Below are 14,504 nucleotides of genomic sequence, written 5' to 3'. Positions count from 1 at the left end.
CACGATTGAAAACCCGGTGCGCGGACTGCGCCGTCCCCAGGGGGACAACGCAGCGCGTTCAACGGTTAGTAGGTGTAAACACCCTGGCCCGTCTTGCGGCCGAGGCGGCCTGCGGCCACCATTTCCTTGAGCAGCGGGCAGGGGCGGTATTTGCTGTCGCCAAACTCGGTCAGGTACACGTCCATCACCGCCAGGCACACATCCAGGCCGATCATGTCCGCCAGCGCCAGCGGGCCGATGGGCTGGTTGCAGCCCAGTTTCATGCCCGCGTCGATGTCCTCGGGCGTGGCCAGGCCCTCGGCCAGCACGAAGAAGGCCTCGTTGATCATGGGCACCAGGATGCGGTTGACCACAAAGCCGGGGGCGTTCTTCACGGTGATGGGGCTCTTGCCCAGCGCCTCGGCGAGCGCCTTCACGGCGTCGTGGGTCGCGTCGCTGGTCTGCAGGCCGCGAATGATCTCCACCAGCGCCATCATGGGCACGGGGTTGAAGAAGTGCATGCCGATGAAGCGGTCGGCGCGGCTGGTGGCGGCGGCCAGCTTGGTGATGGAGATCGAAGACGTGTTCGATGCAATCAGCACCTCGGGCGCCACGATGGCGTCCACCTGCTTCAGGATTTTGAGCTTGAGTTCGTAGTTTTCGGTGGCGGCCTCGATCACCAATTGCGCGGCTTTGAGGTCGTCGTAGCTGGTGGAGGTTTGGATGCGCGCCAGGGCCGCAGCCTTGTCGGCTTCGGTGATCTTTTCCTTCTTGATCAGGCGGTCCAGGCTGCCGGCCACGGTGGCCAGGCCTTTTTGCACTGCAGCATCCGAGATATCGACCATCACCACGTTGATGCCCGACACCGCACAGGCCTGTGCAATGCCGTTGCCCATGGTGCCTGCGCCGATGATGCCTACGGTCTGAATCGTCATATAGAGAGCCCTCTTCAAAGTGAAACGGATGGACGGAATGGTAAGGCGAATCGCACGACCGTTCGGTTATCGTGCGTCAAACCTGAACCAACAAGCCGCTGCGCAGCATGGCGGAGGAGACACAAAACATGTTTGACTACATCGTGATCGGTGGCGGATCGGCGGGCTCCGTGCTGGCCGGCCGTCTGACTGAGAACCCCTCCGTGCGCGTCTGCCTGCTGGAGGCCGGGCCTGCCGACAAGAGCGTGCTCATCCACTGCCCGGCCGGGCTGGCTGTGATGGCCAAGTTCGAGCTGAACGGCTGGGGCTTCAACACCACACCACAGGCGGCGCTCAACAACCGGCGCGGCTACCAGCCACGCGGCAAGGTGCTGGGGGGCTCCAGCTCCATCAACGCCATGGTCTACATCCGGGGCCAGCATGCCGACTACGACCACTGGGCCGCGCAGGGCAACCCGGGCTGGGGTTGGGAGGATGTGAAGCCCTACTTTCTGCGCGCCGAGAACAACGAGCGCGGTGCCAACGACTGGCATGGTCGGGGCGGTCCCTTCAACGTGGCGGACCTGCGTGCGCCCAACCGGTTCAGCCAATACTTCACCGACGCCGGTGTGCAGGCCGGGCACCCGCACAACACCGACTTCAATGGCGCCACGCAGGAAGGCGTGGGCCTGTACCAGGTCACGCACAAGAACGGCGAGCGCCACAGCGCAGCCAAGGGCTACCTCACGCCGCACCTGGCGCGGCCCAACCTGCAGGTCATTACCGGTGCGCATGCCACGCGCATTCTGTTCGAGGGCACACGCGCCGTGGGTGTCGAATACCGCCAGGGCGGCGCCTTGAAGCAGGTGCGTGCGGGACGCGAAGTGCTGCTGAGTGCGGGCGCGCTGCTGTCGCCGCAGCTGCTGATGCTGTCGGGCGTGGGGCCCGCGGCACACTTGCAGCAACAAGGCATCCCGGTGCTGCACGACCTGCCGGGCGTGGGCCAGCACCTGCACGACCACCCCGACGTGGTGCAGGTGCTGGACGCACCCGAGCTCAAGGACCTGTTCGGCCTGTCACTGTCGGGCATGGCGCAGACGCTGCGCGGCATAGCCGAATGGCGCAAGCACCGCACGGGCATGTTGACCACGAACTTTGCCGAGGCGGGGGGCTTCATCAAGAGCGACCCGTCCGAGCCCGCGCCCGACCTGCAGCTGCACTTTGTGATCGGCAAGCTGGTGGACCACGGGCGCAAGACCGTGTTCGGCCATGGTTACTCGGCCCACGTGTGCCTGCTGCAGCCCAAGAGCCGGGGCGCGGTCACGCTGGCCAGCCGCGACCCCATGGCCTTGCCTTTGGTGGACCCGAACTTCCTGGCCGATCCCGATGACATGGCGCGCATGGTGCGTGGCTTCAAACGCACGCGGGAGATCCTCATGCAACCGGCGCTCGCGAAGTTCGGCGCCAAGGAGCTGGCGGCCTCGGCCAGTGCCCGCAGCGACGCGGAGATCGAGCAGTTCATCCGCCAGTACGCCGACACCATCTACCACCCCGTGGGCACCTGCCGCATGGGGCCCGGGCCGCTGGATGTGGTGGATACCGAACTGCGTGTGCATGGCCTCGCGGGCCTGCGTGTGGTGGACGCGTCCATCATGCCGCGCATCGTGAGCGGCAATACCAATGCGCCCACGGTGATGATTGCTGAAAAAGCGGTGGACCTGCTGCGCGCCGCGCCGTGAACGATTTCACGGTTGGCGCCCGGAACGCGATTTTTAAGGTTTTCAAAGGGTCTGTTTAAGGAGTTTTTAACAGGCAAAAGCGCGGCGAATTTCTAGACTTCTTTGCATGGAAACGGGTGCATGGTGCACCCGGCCCAGCGCCCAAAAAAGGCGCTGAAAGAGCCCACCGGGGCCATGAAAGAACGTGATGAAGATTGATGCCCGCGAAATTGCCGCACTGACACAAGCCCAGCCCGCCGCCCCCCGCATGGACATGTACGCCAGCATCCACAAGGCGCTGCGCGCCTTCATGGCCGACACGCTGCTGGGCCTGGGCCGCATGGATGTCGAGGATGACCTGGAGTTTGCCCACACCTGCGACCGCGTGATGCAGCTGCTGGACCTGTGCCGCGCCCACCTGCACCACGAGAACCAGTTCGTGCACGCCGCCATGGAGGCGCGCCAGCCCGGATCCAGCCAGAGCATTGCCGGTGAACATGTGGAGCACGAAGAGGCCATCACGGCCCTGGCAGACGGGGTGAACCACCTGATGGCCTGTGCCAAGCCCGCACGCCCCGCAGCCACCCAGGCCCTGTACCGCCAGCTGGCGCTGTTTGTGGCGCACAACTTTGAGCACATGCACGAGGAAGAGACTTCGCACAACCGCGTACTCTGGCAGTGCTACACCGACGCAGAACTGGCGGGCGTGCACGACGCGCTGGTGGCCTCGATCCCGCCGCACGAAATGATGGTGGTGGCCCGCTGGATGGTGCCCTACATGTCACCCGCCGAGCGCACGGCCATGCTGTCGGACATGAAACAACATGCGCCTGCCCCTGTGCTGGCAGCGGTGCTGGCGCAAGTGCAGCCGCACCTCACGCAGCCTGAGTGGACCAAGCTGATGCGCAGCCTGGGCCTGCCGGTGGTGCCGGGTCTGGTGCACTGAGAAGGTGTGAACGAACCCGCCATGCCCGATCATCCCGCCAAAACACACCCGTTCGTCGTTACAAATGCTCGCCATAGCCCGAGCTATGGCTGCGCTTTGCGTCTCGATCGGGCGCGTTTTGACGGCCTGCTCGGGCTCGCCGGACTCATTCACACCTTCTGAGGCTCAAGCGTCTTCCAGCACCACCGGGCGCAGCACGCACAGCCGAAAGCGCCCGCGCCCCGTCTTTTCGATGTGGATGTGCGGGCAGTTCTCCTGCAGGCGGCGCTGCAGCAATAGCAGGCGGGCCTCCAGGTTGTCGGCCACATCGGGCAGGCGCAGGGCGGGGTCCAGCCGCAGTTCGCGGTTGGTGAAGTCCACGCGCCCGGTGTGCTGGTGGTCGCGCAGCAGCTTCCAGACAATGGCGCCCGCCACGCCCTTGATCAAATAGTCGTCGTTGATGAACACGCTGTCGTTGGCCGCAAAGTGGCGCACCCGCAGCGCGCTGCCGCTCACCGGCGGTGCAGCCGTCGGAGTAGGCAGCGGCTCGGCCACATCGGGCGCGGCCTGCAGCAGGTCGATGGCGGCGGCCAGCTGGCCCGCAATCGCCACCAGCAGGTCTTCGTCCTCGAAGCCAAAGCGCATGTCCTCGGGACTCTCGGCAAACAGCACGCCCAACAGGCGCCCGGCCGACAGCAGGGGCACCGCCACCTGGCTGTGCGGCTCGGGCAGGCCGGGGTAGGGGATGTCCAGGCCGCGCAACGAGGGCGCATCGGGTGTGGCATGCGCGTCCATGCTTTCGCGGATGGCATGGCTGTACAGGGCAGCGTGCGTCATGTGGCTGATGCGCACCGGCGTGCGCTCGCGCGCAGCCATGCCGATCACTCCCTGGCCCAGCCGGATTTCGGAACCCACGCCCGATGTGGCATAGCCGCAGCTGGCCACCGTGTAGAGCTGCTGGGCGCTGGCGTCCAGCATCAGCACCATGGCGTGCTGGATGCCCAGCTTGTCCTGCAGGCCCTGCAGCGCGCCTTGCAGCAACTCGTCCAGCCCCGAGCAGCGCGCGATGCTCTCGCTGCACAGACGCAGCGTGTGCAGCAACCCGGAACGCGGCGCCGGTGCCGGCAGGCCTTCGCCCGCCACCGATTCGATGCGCTCCACAGCGTAGATGTCGGCCCCTTTGAGTTCAAACACCTCGGCCATGCCCGCATGCGACGCAATGCCCGCCAGCTGCGCGCGCATGCTCTCGAACACCGGCCCGCTATCCTCGGTGCGTTCGTACAGCAGGTGCAGGCGGTAGAAATGGGCGGTGACTGGGTCCAGCACCAGCACCGACGCGCGCGGGTTGCGCAGGATGTTCTGGCGGGTCTTGTTGAAGAACTGGAACGACAGCGCCACATGCACCGCATCCACATAGACCACCTGCGAGATGTAGGCCACGTTGGGTGTGCCGTCAGGGGCGCAGGTCGCCATGATGGCGGGAATCGCCCCCTCCAGGCAGGGGCGGATGCTGTGCAGGGACGGCGCTGCGGTGCTCATGGCTGCGGTAGGGGTGGTGTGGGTGGTGCGGGCGGCGCACACAACTCCGCGCCCGCGCGCGGGCCTGGGGTCTGGTCGAACGCGCTGGTGGGGGTGAATGTCACTGCCACCACATCCTGCAGCGGTGCTGCCAGCATGGCGCCCACATACTGCGGCCCATAACCCACCCGGCCCACCTCCTGCACCATGGACTGGAGGTAGGCCTGCAACACCGGCAGGTCGCCATCAGTGGCCGGGTGCTGCGTGGCCCGGCGGGCTTTGAGCTGCAGCGTCTGGTGGGTGGACGGCACGCTGAACACCACGGCAATCTCTCCGGTGTGCGCAATGTCCTGCAGCAACTGTTCGGACTGGCTGCGCCGCAGGTACACCGTGACCTCCCGCCCATCGCCGCTGATGCGACTGCCCACGGCCCGCATGATGCTCGGCCGCAGGGCCGCATCGCGTGACGCCACGATGGCCGACACGCCCTTGGCCACCATGGCGATATGGCTGGGGCCGAGCAGCGCGGTCATGCCTTGAAGCGCTTGCGGGTCAGGGCCAGAGCCACCCAGAAGGCCACCACGGTGGTCACCACCAGCACCAGGCCGTGGCGCAAGGGGTGGGCGGGCCACTGGTCCATGAACAGCGGGCGTACCAGCTCGACCGCGTTGGTCAGCGGCAGCCAGTCGGAGATGGTGCGCACGATGGGAGGCAGCTGCTCGCGCGGGAAGAACACGCCCGAGAGAAACATCATGGGCGTGAGCACCAGCGTGAAGTAGTAGGTAAAAAAGTCATACCCCTTGGCCAGCGCATTGAAGATGAGCGCGATGCTGGAGAACATCACCCCCACGAACAGCAGCACCGGCCAGGCCACCAGCAGCTTGGGGCTGTGGCTGATGGAGAGGGCCAGCATGACGCCCAGGATGGCGGTGACGGTGAATAGCGCCTTGAACGCCGCCCACAGCATTTCGGCCAGCACCACGTCGTCCAGGCTGACCGGCGCGTTCATGATGCCGTCCCAGGTCTTTTGCACATGCATGCGCGAGAAGGCCGAGTACAGCGCCTCGAAGCTGGCCGCGTTCATGGCGCTCATGCAGATGGAGCCGCTGGCCAGGAACAGGATGTAGGGCACCTTGGTGTCGCCCGCCGCGCCGCCCACGTTCACCTGCCCCACCAGGGCCCCCATGCCGTAGCCAAAGGCCACCAGCCACATCAGCGGCTCGGCAATGTTGCCCACCAGGCTGGGGATGGCCAGCTTGCGCCAGACCAGCAGGTTGCGCATGAACACGGGCCACCAGCGCACGGACAGGCTGGGCGGGCGCCATACCGACGGCGGGGGCGGGGCCACAGTGGCCACCGAGGACGGGGTAACGGTTTGCATCCGCTTATTGTGCGATGTTGGCGGGCGGGCGCACAGTCCCCGATGTGTTCATCTTCGCCTCCTGGGCACGGCCATTGCTTGGGTACCCCTATGTCCACCCACGTCCTGAACCTGCCCGCCGGTGCCAGTGCCCTCTGGCAGAACCGCCTGGGGCTGCTGCTGGAGTCCACGGGCGAGGGGGTGTTTGGCATTGATCTGGCGGGCAACTGCGTGTTCATCAACCGGGCGGGCGCGCAGATGCTGGGCTTTGCGGCCGATGAGGTGATGGGGCGCAACATGCACGCGCTCACCCACCACAGCCACCCCGACGGCAGCCCGTATGCGGATGGCGACTGCCCCATCTTCAACGCGTTCCGCCAGGGCCTGCCCTGCCGGGTGGACACCGAGGTATTCTGGCGCCGCGATGGATCGGCGTTTGCCGTGGAGTATTCCAGCCACCCCATTTTGGAAGGCGATCAGGTGCAGGGTGCCGTGATCGCCTTTGTCGACATCACCAGCCGCAAACGCGCCGCCGACGAGCTGCAGCGCGCGCACGATGAGCTGGCCCGCGCCAACGATGAGTTGGAGCGCCGAGTGGCAGCGCGCACACAAGAGCTGTCGCAGGCGCTGGCGCAGCTGCGCGAGCTGTCGGCCTACTCGGAGCAGGTGCGCGAAGACGAACGCACCCGCATCGCCCGTGAGGTGCATGACGAGCTGGGCAGCCTGCTGGTGGCGCTGAAGATGGATGTGAACTGGCTGCACAAGCGCCTGGGCGAGCAGGGCGAGCGCACGCCTGAGGCCGCGGGCGACATGCGCACCCAGATGCGCTGCAAGTGCCAGAACATGAGCCGCCTGATCGAAAACGCCGTGGACAACGTGGGCCGCATCATCACCGACCTGCGCCCCAGCATCCTGGACCACCAGGGGCTATGGGCGGCGCTGGAGTGGCAGGCACAGGAGTTCGTGCAGTCGGCCGAACTGGAGCTGGCGTGGCAGATGGAGGTGCCTGCCACCCTGCACTTGCCCGAGCCTGCCGCCATCGCGGTGTTCCGCATCTTTCAGGAGATGCTGAGCAATGTGGGCCGCCACGCGCAGGCCAGCGCCATCGACATTGCCATCGACGTGCAGGACGAGATGCTGCAACTGCGCGTGCGCGACAACGGCGTGGGCGCCACTCGCCAGGCCCTGGAGGCGCCCACTGCCTATGGCGTGATGGGCATGCGCGAGCGGGCGCGGCAGCTTGGGGGCCGGTTGAGCATCACCAGCGAGCCGGGGCAGGGCTCGTGCCTGCAATTGCTGATTCCTCTGGAGCTGTCATGAATTCCGTGGTTCGAGTGTTGATCGGTGATGACCACCGCATCGTGCGGGAGGGGCTCAAGCAGGTGCTGGGCGACCCGGCCAATGGCCTGCCCGAGATCACTGTGGTCGCTGAGGCCACCCAGGGCAACGAGGTGCTGGAGCTGGTCGCCGCCTTGCAAGGGCCCACGGGAACACCGGGGCTGAACCTGGTGCTGCTGGACATCGCCATGCCGGGCATGGACGGCCTCGAAGTGCTGCAGGCGCTGCGCAAGGCCTGGCCTGCATTGCCGGTGCTGATGCTCAGCACCTACCCCGAGCGGCAATACGCGGTGCGCTGCATCCAGATGGGCGCGGCGGGCTACCTGCACAAAAGCGCCGATCCCGACGACATGGTGGCCGCCGTGCGCAAGGTGGCCGCTGGCGGGCGCTACCTGACGGAAGCGACTGCGCAAGCCCTGGCAGGTGCACTAGAACGCACCGGGGTGGTGCGCACCGCCCAGCAGGGCACGCCCGCCGGGGTGGACGCGCTCTCCTATCGGGAGCACCAGGTGTTCCGCCTGCTCACTGCCGGGCAGAGCGTGAGCGAAATTGGTGCGCAGCTCAAGCTCGCGCCCAACACGGTGAGCACCTACCGCGCCCGCATCCTCGAAAAGACCGGCGCGCGCAACGATGTGGAGCTTGCGCTGCTGGCACGTGGCGCACCGGCAGAGTGAATTCGGTGCGTTGCACGACCGATTTGTAGTGCTGGCCCTACACGCTGTAGACACCACACCCACGAATTCATGACAGCGGGCCGACACCGGCAAAAACTGGCCCGCGCTTTGCGTAACGCCTGGCACCAACTTCTTCGAGGTGTGCCATGTCCGAATTCTTCTCGCCCTACGATGCCGACCGCCCGTTGATGCTGAAATGCAGCTGTGGCCGCGACCACACGGTGGCCGACCACCACACCGAGGTGTCGGCCGATGCCGCCGCAGCCACCCTGCGCCAGCGCAGCGAGACCCGTGAGTTCGAGCTCTACAGCAACGAGTTCATCGAAGCCACGCTGGTCAAGGCGCTGTTTCCGCAAGACGCAGTGCGCCGCCGCTTCATCAAGGCGGTGGGCAAGGGAACGGCCATGGCGGCCATCGCCAGCGTGTTGCCCGTGGCCAGCATGCAGGCCATGGCGCAAGAGAAACAGGGCGCACTGGAGAAGACCAACCTCAAGATCGGCTTCATCCCGATCACCTGCGCCACCCCGCTGATCATGGCCCACCCGCTGGGCTTCTACAGCAAGCAGGGCCTGAGCGTCGAAGTCACCAAGACGGCCGGCTGGGCACTGATCCGCGACAAGATGATCAACAAGGAGTACGACGCCACGCACTTCCTGAGCCCCATGCCGCTGGCGATCTCCATGGGCCTGGGCTCCAACGCCACGCCGATGAACGTGGCCACCATCCAGAACGTGAACGGCCAGGCCATCACGCTCAGCCTCAAGCACAAGGACAACCGCGATCCCAAGAACTGGAAGGGCTTCAAGTTCGCGATTCCGTTCGAGTACAGCATGCACAACTTCCTGCTGCGCTACTACCTGGCCGAGGCGGGTTTGAACCCCGACACCGACGTGCAGCTGCGCGTGGTGCCACCCGCAGAGATGGTGGCCAATCTGCGTGCGGGCAATATCGACGGCTTCCTCGGCCCCGATCCTTTCAACCAGCGTGCCGTGTTCGAGGAAGTCGGCTTCATCCACCTGCTCACCAAGGACCTGTGGAACGGCCACCCCTGTTGCGCCTTCGGCACCAGCACCGAGTTCATCCAGAAGAACCCCAACACCTTTGCCGCGCTGTACCGCGCGGTGCTCACCTCGGCCGCGATGGCGCGCGACCCGGCCAACCGGGAGCTCATCGCCAAGGTGATTGCGCCCCAGGCCTACCTGAACCAGCCCGAGGCAGTGCTCAACCAGGTGCTCACCGGAAAGTTCGCAGACGGCCTGGGCAAGATCCAGAACGTGCCGGACCGCGCGGACTTCGACCCCATGCCGTGGCAGAGCATGGCCGTATGGATGCTCACGCAGATGCAGCGCTGGGGCTACATCAAGGGCGATGTGGACTACAAGCAGATTGCCGAAAAGGTGTTCCTGATCACCGATGCGAAAAAGCAGATGAAGGCGCTGGACCAGAAGGTGCCCGAAGGCGCGTACCCCAAGTTCAAGATCATGGGGCGCGAATTCGATGCCGCCAAGGCGAGCGAGTACGCCAAGAGCTTCCCCATCCGCAAGGCGGCATGACATGACTCCCGCCAAGAACCTCAACCTGCGCGCGGGCCTGTTGTCCGTGCTCATCTTCCTGGCCCTGCTGGGGATCTGGTACATCGCCACCGCTTCTTCGGGCGGGGGCAACAGCACGGCCGGCATGACCGCCGAGCAGATCGAGTACGCCAAGATGATGGGCAAGGACCCAGGCGCCAGCGCCAAGGGCAGCGGCTTCCCCTCGCTGGCAGAGATGGGCCGTACCGTGTGGGGGCACGTGTCCAACCCGTTCTATGACAACGGCCCCAACGACAAGGGCATCGCCATCCAGCTCGCGCATTCGCTGGGCCGGGTCGCGCTAGGGTTCGGCCTGGCCTGCTTGGTGGCGATACCGCTCGGTTTCGTCATCGGCATGTCGCCGCTGCTGCGCCGTGCGTTCGACCCGTTCATTCAGGTGCTCAAACCCATCAGCCCGCTGGCGTGGATGCCGCTTGCGCTCTACACCATCAAGGACTCATCGATCTCGGGCATCTTCGTGATCTTCATCTGCTCGGTGTGGCCCATGCTGGTGAACACGGCGTTTGGCGTGGCATCGGTCAAGCGCGAGTGGCTCAACGTGTCGGCCACGCTGCAGGTCAACCCGCTGCGCAAGGCCTTCCTGGTGATCTTGCCCGCCGCAGCGCCCACCATCCTCACGGGCATGCGCATCAGCATGGGCATCGCCTGGCTGGTGATCGTGGCGGCCGAGATGCTGGTGGGCGGCACGGGGATTGGCTACTTCGTGTGGAACGAGTGGAACAACCTGTCGCTCACCAACGTGATCTTTGCCATCCTGGTGATTGGCGTGGTGGGCATGTTGCTCGACCTGGCCTTCGGCCAGCTGCAGAAGGTGGTGACCTATGTGGAGTGATGTCGCCCAGCGCCCGGCTGTTCCAGCCCCTCTTGCCACTGACGTCCCGCAACGAAAGGCCTCTGCCGTGACCCAAGGCTTCCTCCAGATCGACCGGCTGAGCAAAGCCTTTGTGCCCGCCAAGCCCGTGTTTGCTGATGTGTCGTTCACGCTCGACAAGGGCGAGTTCGTCTGCATCATCGGCCACTCGGGCTGCGGCAAGACCACCATCCTGAACGTGCTGGCGGGGCTGGACACCGCCACCTCGGGCACCGTCATCATGGACGGGCGCGAAGTGGCCGGCCCCAGTCTGGACCGGGGCGTGGTGTTCCAGAGCCACGCGCTCATGCCCTGGCTGACGGTGCGCCAGAACATCGCGTTCGCCGTGAAGTCGCGCTGGCCTGACTGGAAGAAGAGCCAGGTGGATGCGCATGTGGAGAAGTTCGTGGCGCTGGTGGGCCTGAGCCCTGCCATCGACAAGAAGCCCTCACAGCTCTCAGGCGGTATGAAGCAGCGCGTGGGCATTGCGCGCGCGTTCTCCATCCAGCCCAAGATGTTGCTGCTGGATGAACCCTTTGGCGCACTGGATGCGCTCACGCGCGGCACCATCCAGGACGAGCTGATGGCCATCGTGCGCCAGACGCAGCAGACGGTCTTCATGATCACGCACGATGTGGACGAAGCCATCTTGCTGGCCGACCGCATCCTGCTCATGAGCAACGGCAACGAGACGCCCGAGGGCTACCGCCCCGGCGGCATCGCCGAGGTGGTGGTGAACCCGCTGCCACGCGAACGTACGCGCACCAGCCTGCACCACCTGGACGGCTACTACGCGCTGCGCAACCACATCGTGGACTTTCTCGTCACCCGAGCCAAAGCCCACTGATTTCCTGAATAGCCCAGCACTGTCGTGTTGCCCCTTGGGGGGGCAGGGAGTGCTGCACCCTGAAGTTCCTGTTCCCTGTTCCAAAACCCATCCAACCGAAGGAGCCATCACCATGAACCGCAACGACGTTACCGAAAAGATCATCAGCACCAAGGTCGCCAAGGGCCTGCAATGGGAGGCCATTGCCAAGAAGGTCGGCCAGTCCAAGGAATGGACCACGGCCCTGTGCCTGGGCCAGATGACGGCCACGCCCGAGCAGGCCAAGATCGTCGGCAAGATCTTCGGCCTCACGGCCGAGGAGCAGAAGTGGCTGCAGGTGGTGCCCTACAAGGGCTCGCTGCCCACGCCAGTGCCCACCGATCCGCTGATCTACCGCTGGTACGAGGTGGTGAGTGTGTACGGCACCACCATCAAGGAGCTGATCCACGAAGAGTTTGGCGACGGCATCATGAGCGCCATCGACTTCAGCATGGACATCCAGCGCGAAGCCAATCCCAATGGCGACCGCGTGAATGTGGTCCTGTCCGGCAAGTTCCTGCCGTATAAACAGTACTAACCCCCTGAGTCGCTTCGCGCCTTCCCCCTTTCTCTCGAATTGCTGCGCAATTCGGGAAGGGGGACACCGCCAGCGCGGCGGGGCGGCCCTTGCGCGGCGGTCGCTGGTATAGGCCGTGCTCGTTACACCGGCGTGGGCCTATGCATTGCGCCGAGTGGGGTAACGAATACAGTCAGAGCACCTTGACCGCCCGGCCGATGAACTGGATGGGGCCTGTGGGCTTGCCAATCGGCGAGCCCGTGGGCGGTTCCAGCGTCAGCTCGAACAGCTGGTTGGGCTGCAGCGGCGGCAGCTTGTCCAGCGGGATCTGCAGGGGCTGACCGGGCTGCACCAGGCCCAGCGATACGGGGCCGCTCCAGCCGTCGGCCTTGGTCCAGAACTCCAGGGCCTTGTCGGCCGGTACTTCGGCCACACCCAGCGGAATCAGGCTGATCTGCCGGGGCGAGCTGGCCTGCACCACCCAGCCCGGGGCCTTGTCCTGCGGCGCGACCAGCACCACCATGAACTGTGGCGGCGCGGCCACTGGGGCGGTGCGGGTGACGAGCACTGCCGCGAGCACCGCCGCCATGGCAAAGCCCGAGCCGGCGAGGGCCCGCCACAGGCCCAGGTGGTCCCACCAGCGCACGGACGGTTTGCGTTTTGTTTCTGCGCGGGGCGGTGCAACGGGTGTCGCAGTCTGTTGAGGGCTCGCCGCTCGCAGCGACTGGTCGATGCGCGCCCACAAGACAGCGGGGGGCGCGATGGGCTCTGCCAGCTGGGTCAGCGGCAGCAGGCGGGCTTCCCATTCGGCAACCGCCTGTTGCAGTGCCTTGTCACCAGGCAGGCGTTGCTGCACACCCTGGCGTTCGGCGGCGGGCAGGGTGCCCAGCACGTACTCGCCGGCCAGCACGCTCAGGTCTTCCGGCGAGGGGGAGGACGGTGTGTTGCGCACGTCGGTCATGCCATGCACTCCCGCAGCGAAACCAGGCTGCGCCGGATCCACGCCTTCACGGTGCCCAACGGGGCACCGAGGCGCTCCGCAATTTCTCCGTGCGAGCAGCCGTCCACATAGGCGTGCAGCACGCAGTTGCGGCGCGCGGGGTCCAGGGCCTCCAGGCAATGCTGCAGGCGGCCCAGGCTGGCGTTCAGCGCAAAGGTTTCCTCGACCTCATGGTGGGCCTGCACAGACATGTCGGCCTCCAGGGCTTGGGTGGTGGTGTCGTCCACATCAACGTGGCGGCCCGCGTCGCGCACGGCGTTCAGGGCCAGGTTGCGCACCACGCTGTAGATCCAGCCGCGTGCGCTGCCCCGGCGCGGGTCGTAGCTGGCGGCGCGGGTCCAGATGTTCACGCAGGCATCGTGCACGATGTCCTCGGCCAGGGCCCGCTGGCGCACGATGCGCAGCGCAACGCCCAGTAGCCGCGCGCCCTCCTGTTGGTACAGGCGGTGCATGGCCTGCCGGTCGCCCGCTGCGCAGGCGGCCAGAGCGGCTTCGTAGTCAAAATCGCCAGGGGTGTCGGGCACGGTGTGCAGGCAGCGGGGCCGCGGCTAAAGAGTGGGCGCATCGTAGCCGCAAACCCGCCACCGCCTGGCGGTAGCCCCCGCTGGGCAGGGGATTGCGTGTGCGTGGTTTACGCGGCCTTCCAGAAGATGTAGTCGGCCTGGTACTTCACGATCTGGCGCTCGCCCTTGTTGGCGGTGGTGCAGGCGGCTGCAGGTGCCACACCACCCTTCAAGGCCACGCGCTGGATGAAGGTCACGCCGGTCATGGCGCCGGAGCCCATGGCGGGGTTGGCCTTGACGAGCTGGTAGGGCAGGTTACCCGTGCCCGAGGGGGCCACGGCCAGCTGGGTGGCTGTCAGCTTGGACCCATCGCTCGACTCCCAGGTGGCCGGCGGGCCGTAGTAGGTGCCCACTTGTTTGCCACTGCGGTCATTCAGCACGGCCTTGGGGCCCACGAACACCCATTCGGTCTGGCCGGGCATGTTGGCCTTGTCGCGGCATTCGTAGGTGATCTCGCCCACGCCCACGGTTTCCATCGCCACCTTGTTGCCAGCCGGCACCTTGATGCTGTCGGGCAGGCTGTCCTGCGAAACCATGGATTTGGAGGACGACGACATCATCGAACCGCAGGCGCTCAGCAGCACGGCGGCGGCAATGGCGCCCGTCAGGGGCAGCAGGCGGGAGATGGGGGACGTGTGGATGGTCATGGCGTTTCTCTCTGGTCTATGGGTTGATAGGACAGCAGCAAGAT

Annotated in this window: 16 protein-coding genes; 9 read left to right on the top strand and 7 right to left on the bottom strand. The window is 65.9% G+C overall.

Going from position 1 to position 14,504, the window contains the following annotated elements; genetic code table 11:
- Nucleotides 1-65: 65 nt before the first annotated feature.
- On the bottom strand, nt 66-914 hold the full coding sequence (locus IB236_RS11990; protein WP_192420954.1) for a 3-hydroxybutyryl-CoA dehydrogenase: 849 nt from the start codon (nt 912-914) through the stop codon (nt 66-68).
- Between the two features lie 128 nt (nt 915-1,042).
- Here IB236_RS11990 and IB236_RS11985 point away from each other — a divergent pair, with 128 nt between their 5' ends.
- The 3 genes from IB236_RS11985 to IB236_RS11975 all read left to right on the top strand — a co-directional run bounded on the left by IB236_RS11985 (nt 1,043) and on the right by IB236_RS11975 (nt 3,719).
- Nucleotides 1,043-2,632: a GMC family oxidoreductase gene (locus tag IB236_RS11985; RefSeq protein WP_192420952.1), complete on the top strand. Its 1,590-nt coding sequence runs from the start codon at nt 1,043-1,045 to the stop codon at nt 2,630-2,632.
- Between the two features lie 187 nt (nt 2,633-2,819).
- Nucleotides 2,820-3,557: a hypothetical protein gene (locus IB236_RS11980; RefSeq protein ID WP_192420950.1), complete on the top strand. Its 738-nt coding sequence runs from the start codon at nt 2,820-2,822 to the stop codon at nt 3,555-3,557.
- Between the two features lie 6 nt (nt 3,558-3,563).
- Entirely contained in the window at nt 3,564-3,719 is a 156-nt protein-coding gene (locus IB236_RS11975; RefSeq protein WP_192420948.1) for a hypothetical protein, read from the top strand.
- A gap of 3 nt (nt 3,720-3,722) precedes the next feature.
- On the opposite strand, the gene IB236_RS11970 is transcribed toward IB236_RS11975, so the two are convergent.
- The 3 genes from IB236_RS11970 to IB236_RS11960 are packed head-to-tail and all read right to left on the bottom strand — an operon-like array spanning nt 3,723 to nt 6,435.
- On the bottom strand, nt 3,723-5,075 hold the full coding sequence (locus IB236_RS11970) for a GAF domain-containing protein (protein ID WP_192420946.1): 1,353 nt from the start codon (nt 5,073-5,075) through the stop codon (nt 3,723-3,725).
- Nucleotides 5,072-5,587, bottom strand: a complete 516-nt coding sequence (locus IB236_RS11965; protein WP_192420944.1) for a hypothetical protein — start codon at nt 5,585-5,587, stop codon at nt 5,072-5,074. Before IB236_RS11965 ends, IB236_RS11970 begins: the two co-directional genes overlap by 4 nt.
- Nucleotides 5,584-6,435 carry an ABC transporter permease gene (locus IB236_RS11960; protein ID WP_192420942.1) on the bottom strand — a complete coding sequence of 284 codons (852 nt, stop codon included), beginning with the start codon at nt 6,433-6,435 and terminating at the stop codon, nt 5,584-5,586. The genes IB236_RS11965 and IB236_RS11960 overlap by 4 nt, the downstream gene beginning before the upstream one ends.
- A 90-nt stretch (nt 6,436-6,525) precedes the next feature.
- Here IB236_RS11960 and IB236_RS11955 point away from each other — a divergent pair, with 90 nt between their 5' ends.
- The 6 genes from IB236_RS11955 (at nt 6,526) to cynS (ending at nt 12,271) form a co-directional block, all read left to right on the top strand.
- Entirely contained in the window at nt 6,526-7,734 is a 1,209-nt protein-coding gene (locus IB236_RS11955; RefSeq protein ID WP_056059659.1) for a PAS domain-containing sensor histidine kinase, read from the top strand.
- Nucleotides 7,731-8,426, top strand: coding sequence for a response regulator transcription factor (locus tag IB236_RS11950; RefSeq protein ID WP_192420941.1), 696 nt, complete (start codon nt 7,731-7,733; stop codon nt 8,424-8,426). The genes IB236_RS11955 and IB236_RS11950 overlap by 4 nt, the downstream gene beginning before the upstream one ends.
- A gap of 146 nt (nt 8,427-8,572) precedes the next feature.
- Nucleotides 8,573-9,979 (top strand): CmpA/NrtA family ABC transporter substrate-binding protein, encoded by a 1,407-nt coding sequence (locus tag IB236_RS11945; protein WP_146870102.1) that lies wholly within the window; start codon nt 8,573-8,575, stop codon nt 9,977-9,979.
- 1 nt (nt 9,980) lies between these two features.
- Nucleotides 9,981-10,850, top strand: coding sequence for a nitrate ABC transporter permease (gene ntrB / locus IB236_RS11940; RefSeq protein ID WP_192420939.1), 870 nt, complete (start codon nt 9,981-9,983; stop codon nt 10,848-10,850).
- The gene (locus tag IB236_RS11935) at nt 10,840-11,715 is read left to right on the top strand and encodes an ABC transporter ATP-binding protein (protein ID WP_192420937.1); all 876 of its coding nucleotides are present in this window, start codon (nt 10,840-10,842) and stop codon (nt 11,713-11,715) included. The genes ntrB and IB236_RS11935 overlap by 11 nt, the downstream gene beginning before the upstream one ends.
- A gap of 112 nt (nt 11,716-11,827) precedes the next feature.
- Complete coding sequence (gene cynS / locus IB236_RS11930; RefSeq protein WP_008905293.1) at nt 11,828-12,271, top strand: cyanase; 444 nt, start codon at nt 11,828-11,830, stop codon at nt 12,269-12,271.
- A 172-nt stretch (nt 12,272-12,443) separates the two neighbouring features.
- Here cynS and IB236_RS11925 read toward each other — a convergent pair whose 3' ends face one another.
- From IB236_RS11925 to IB236_RS11915, 3 genes are all read right to left on the bottom strand, one after another.
- Nucleotides 12,444-13,211, bottom strand: coding sequence for an anti-sigma factor domain-containing protein (locus IB236_RS11925; protein WP_192420935.1), 768 nt, complete (start codon nt 13,209-13,211; stop codon nt 12,444-12,446).
- Nucleotides 13,208-13,774, bottom strand: a complete 567-nt coding sequence (locus tag IB236_RS11920; RefSeq protein ID WP_055396332.1) for a sigma-70 family RNA polymerase sigma factor — start codon at nt 13,772-13,774, stop codon at nt 13,208-13,210. The genes IB236_RS11925 and IB236_RS11920 overlap by 4 nt, the downstream gene beginning before the upstream one ends.
- Before the next feature lie 107 nt (nt 13,775-13,881).
- Nucleotides 13,882-14,460, bottom strand: a complete 579-nt coding sequence (locus tag IB236_RS11915) for a DUF3455 domain-containing protein (protein WP_192420933.1) — start codon at nt 14,458-14,460, stop codon at nt 13,882-13,884.
- Nucleotides 14,461-14,504: the final 44 nt, after the last annotated feature.

The sequence above is a fragment of the Acidovorax sp. ACV02 genome, assembly GCF_014851475.1.
In the GTDB taxonomy this organism is placed as follows: Bacteria; Pseudomonadota; Gammaproteobacteria; order Burkholderiales; family Burkholderiaceae_C; genus Acidovorax; species Acidovorax delafieldii.
The sequence above is the reverse complement of the archived record's forward strand: the minus strand, read 5'-3'. Positions and strand labels throughout refer to the sequence as shown.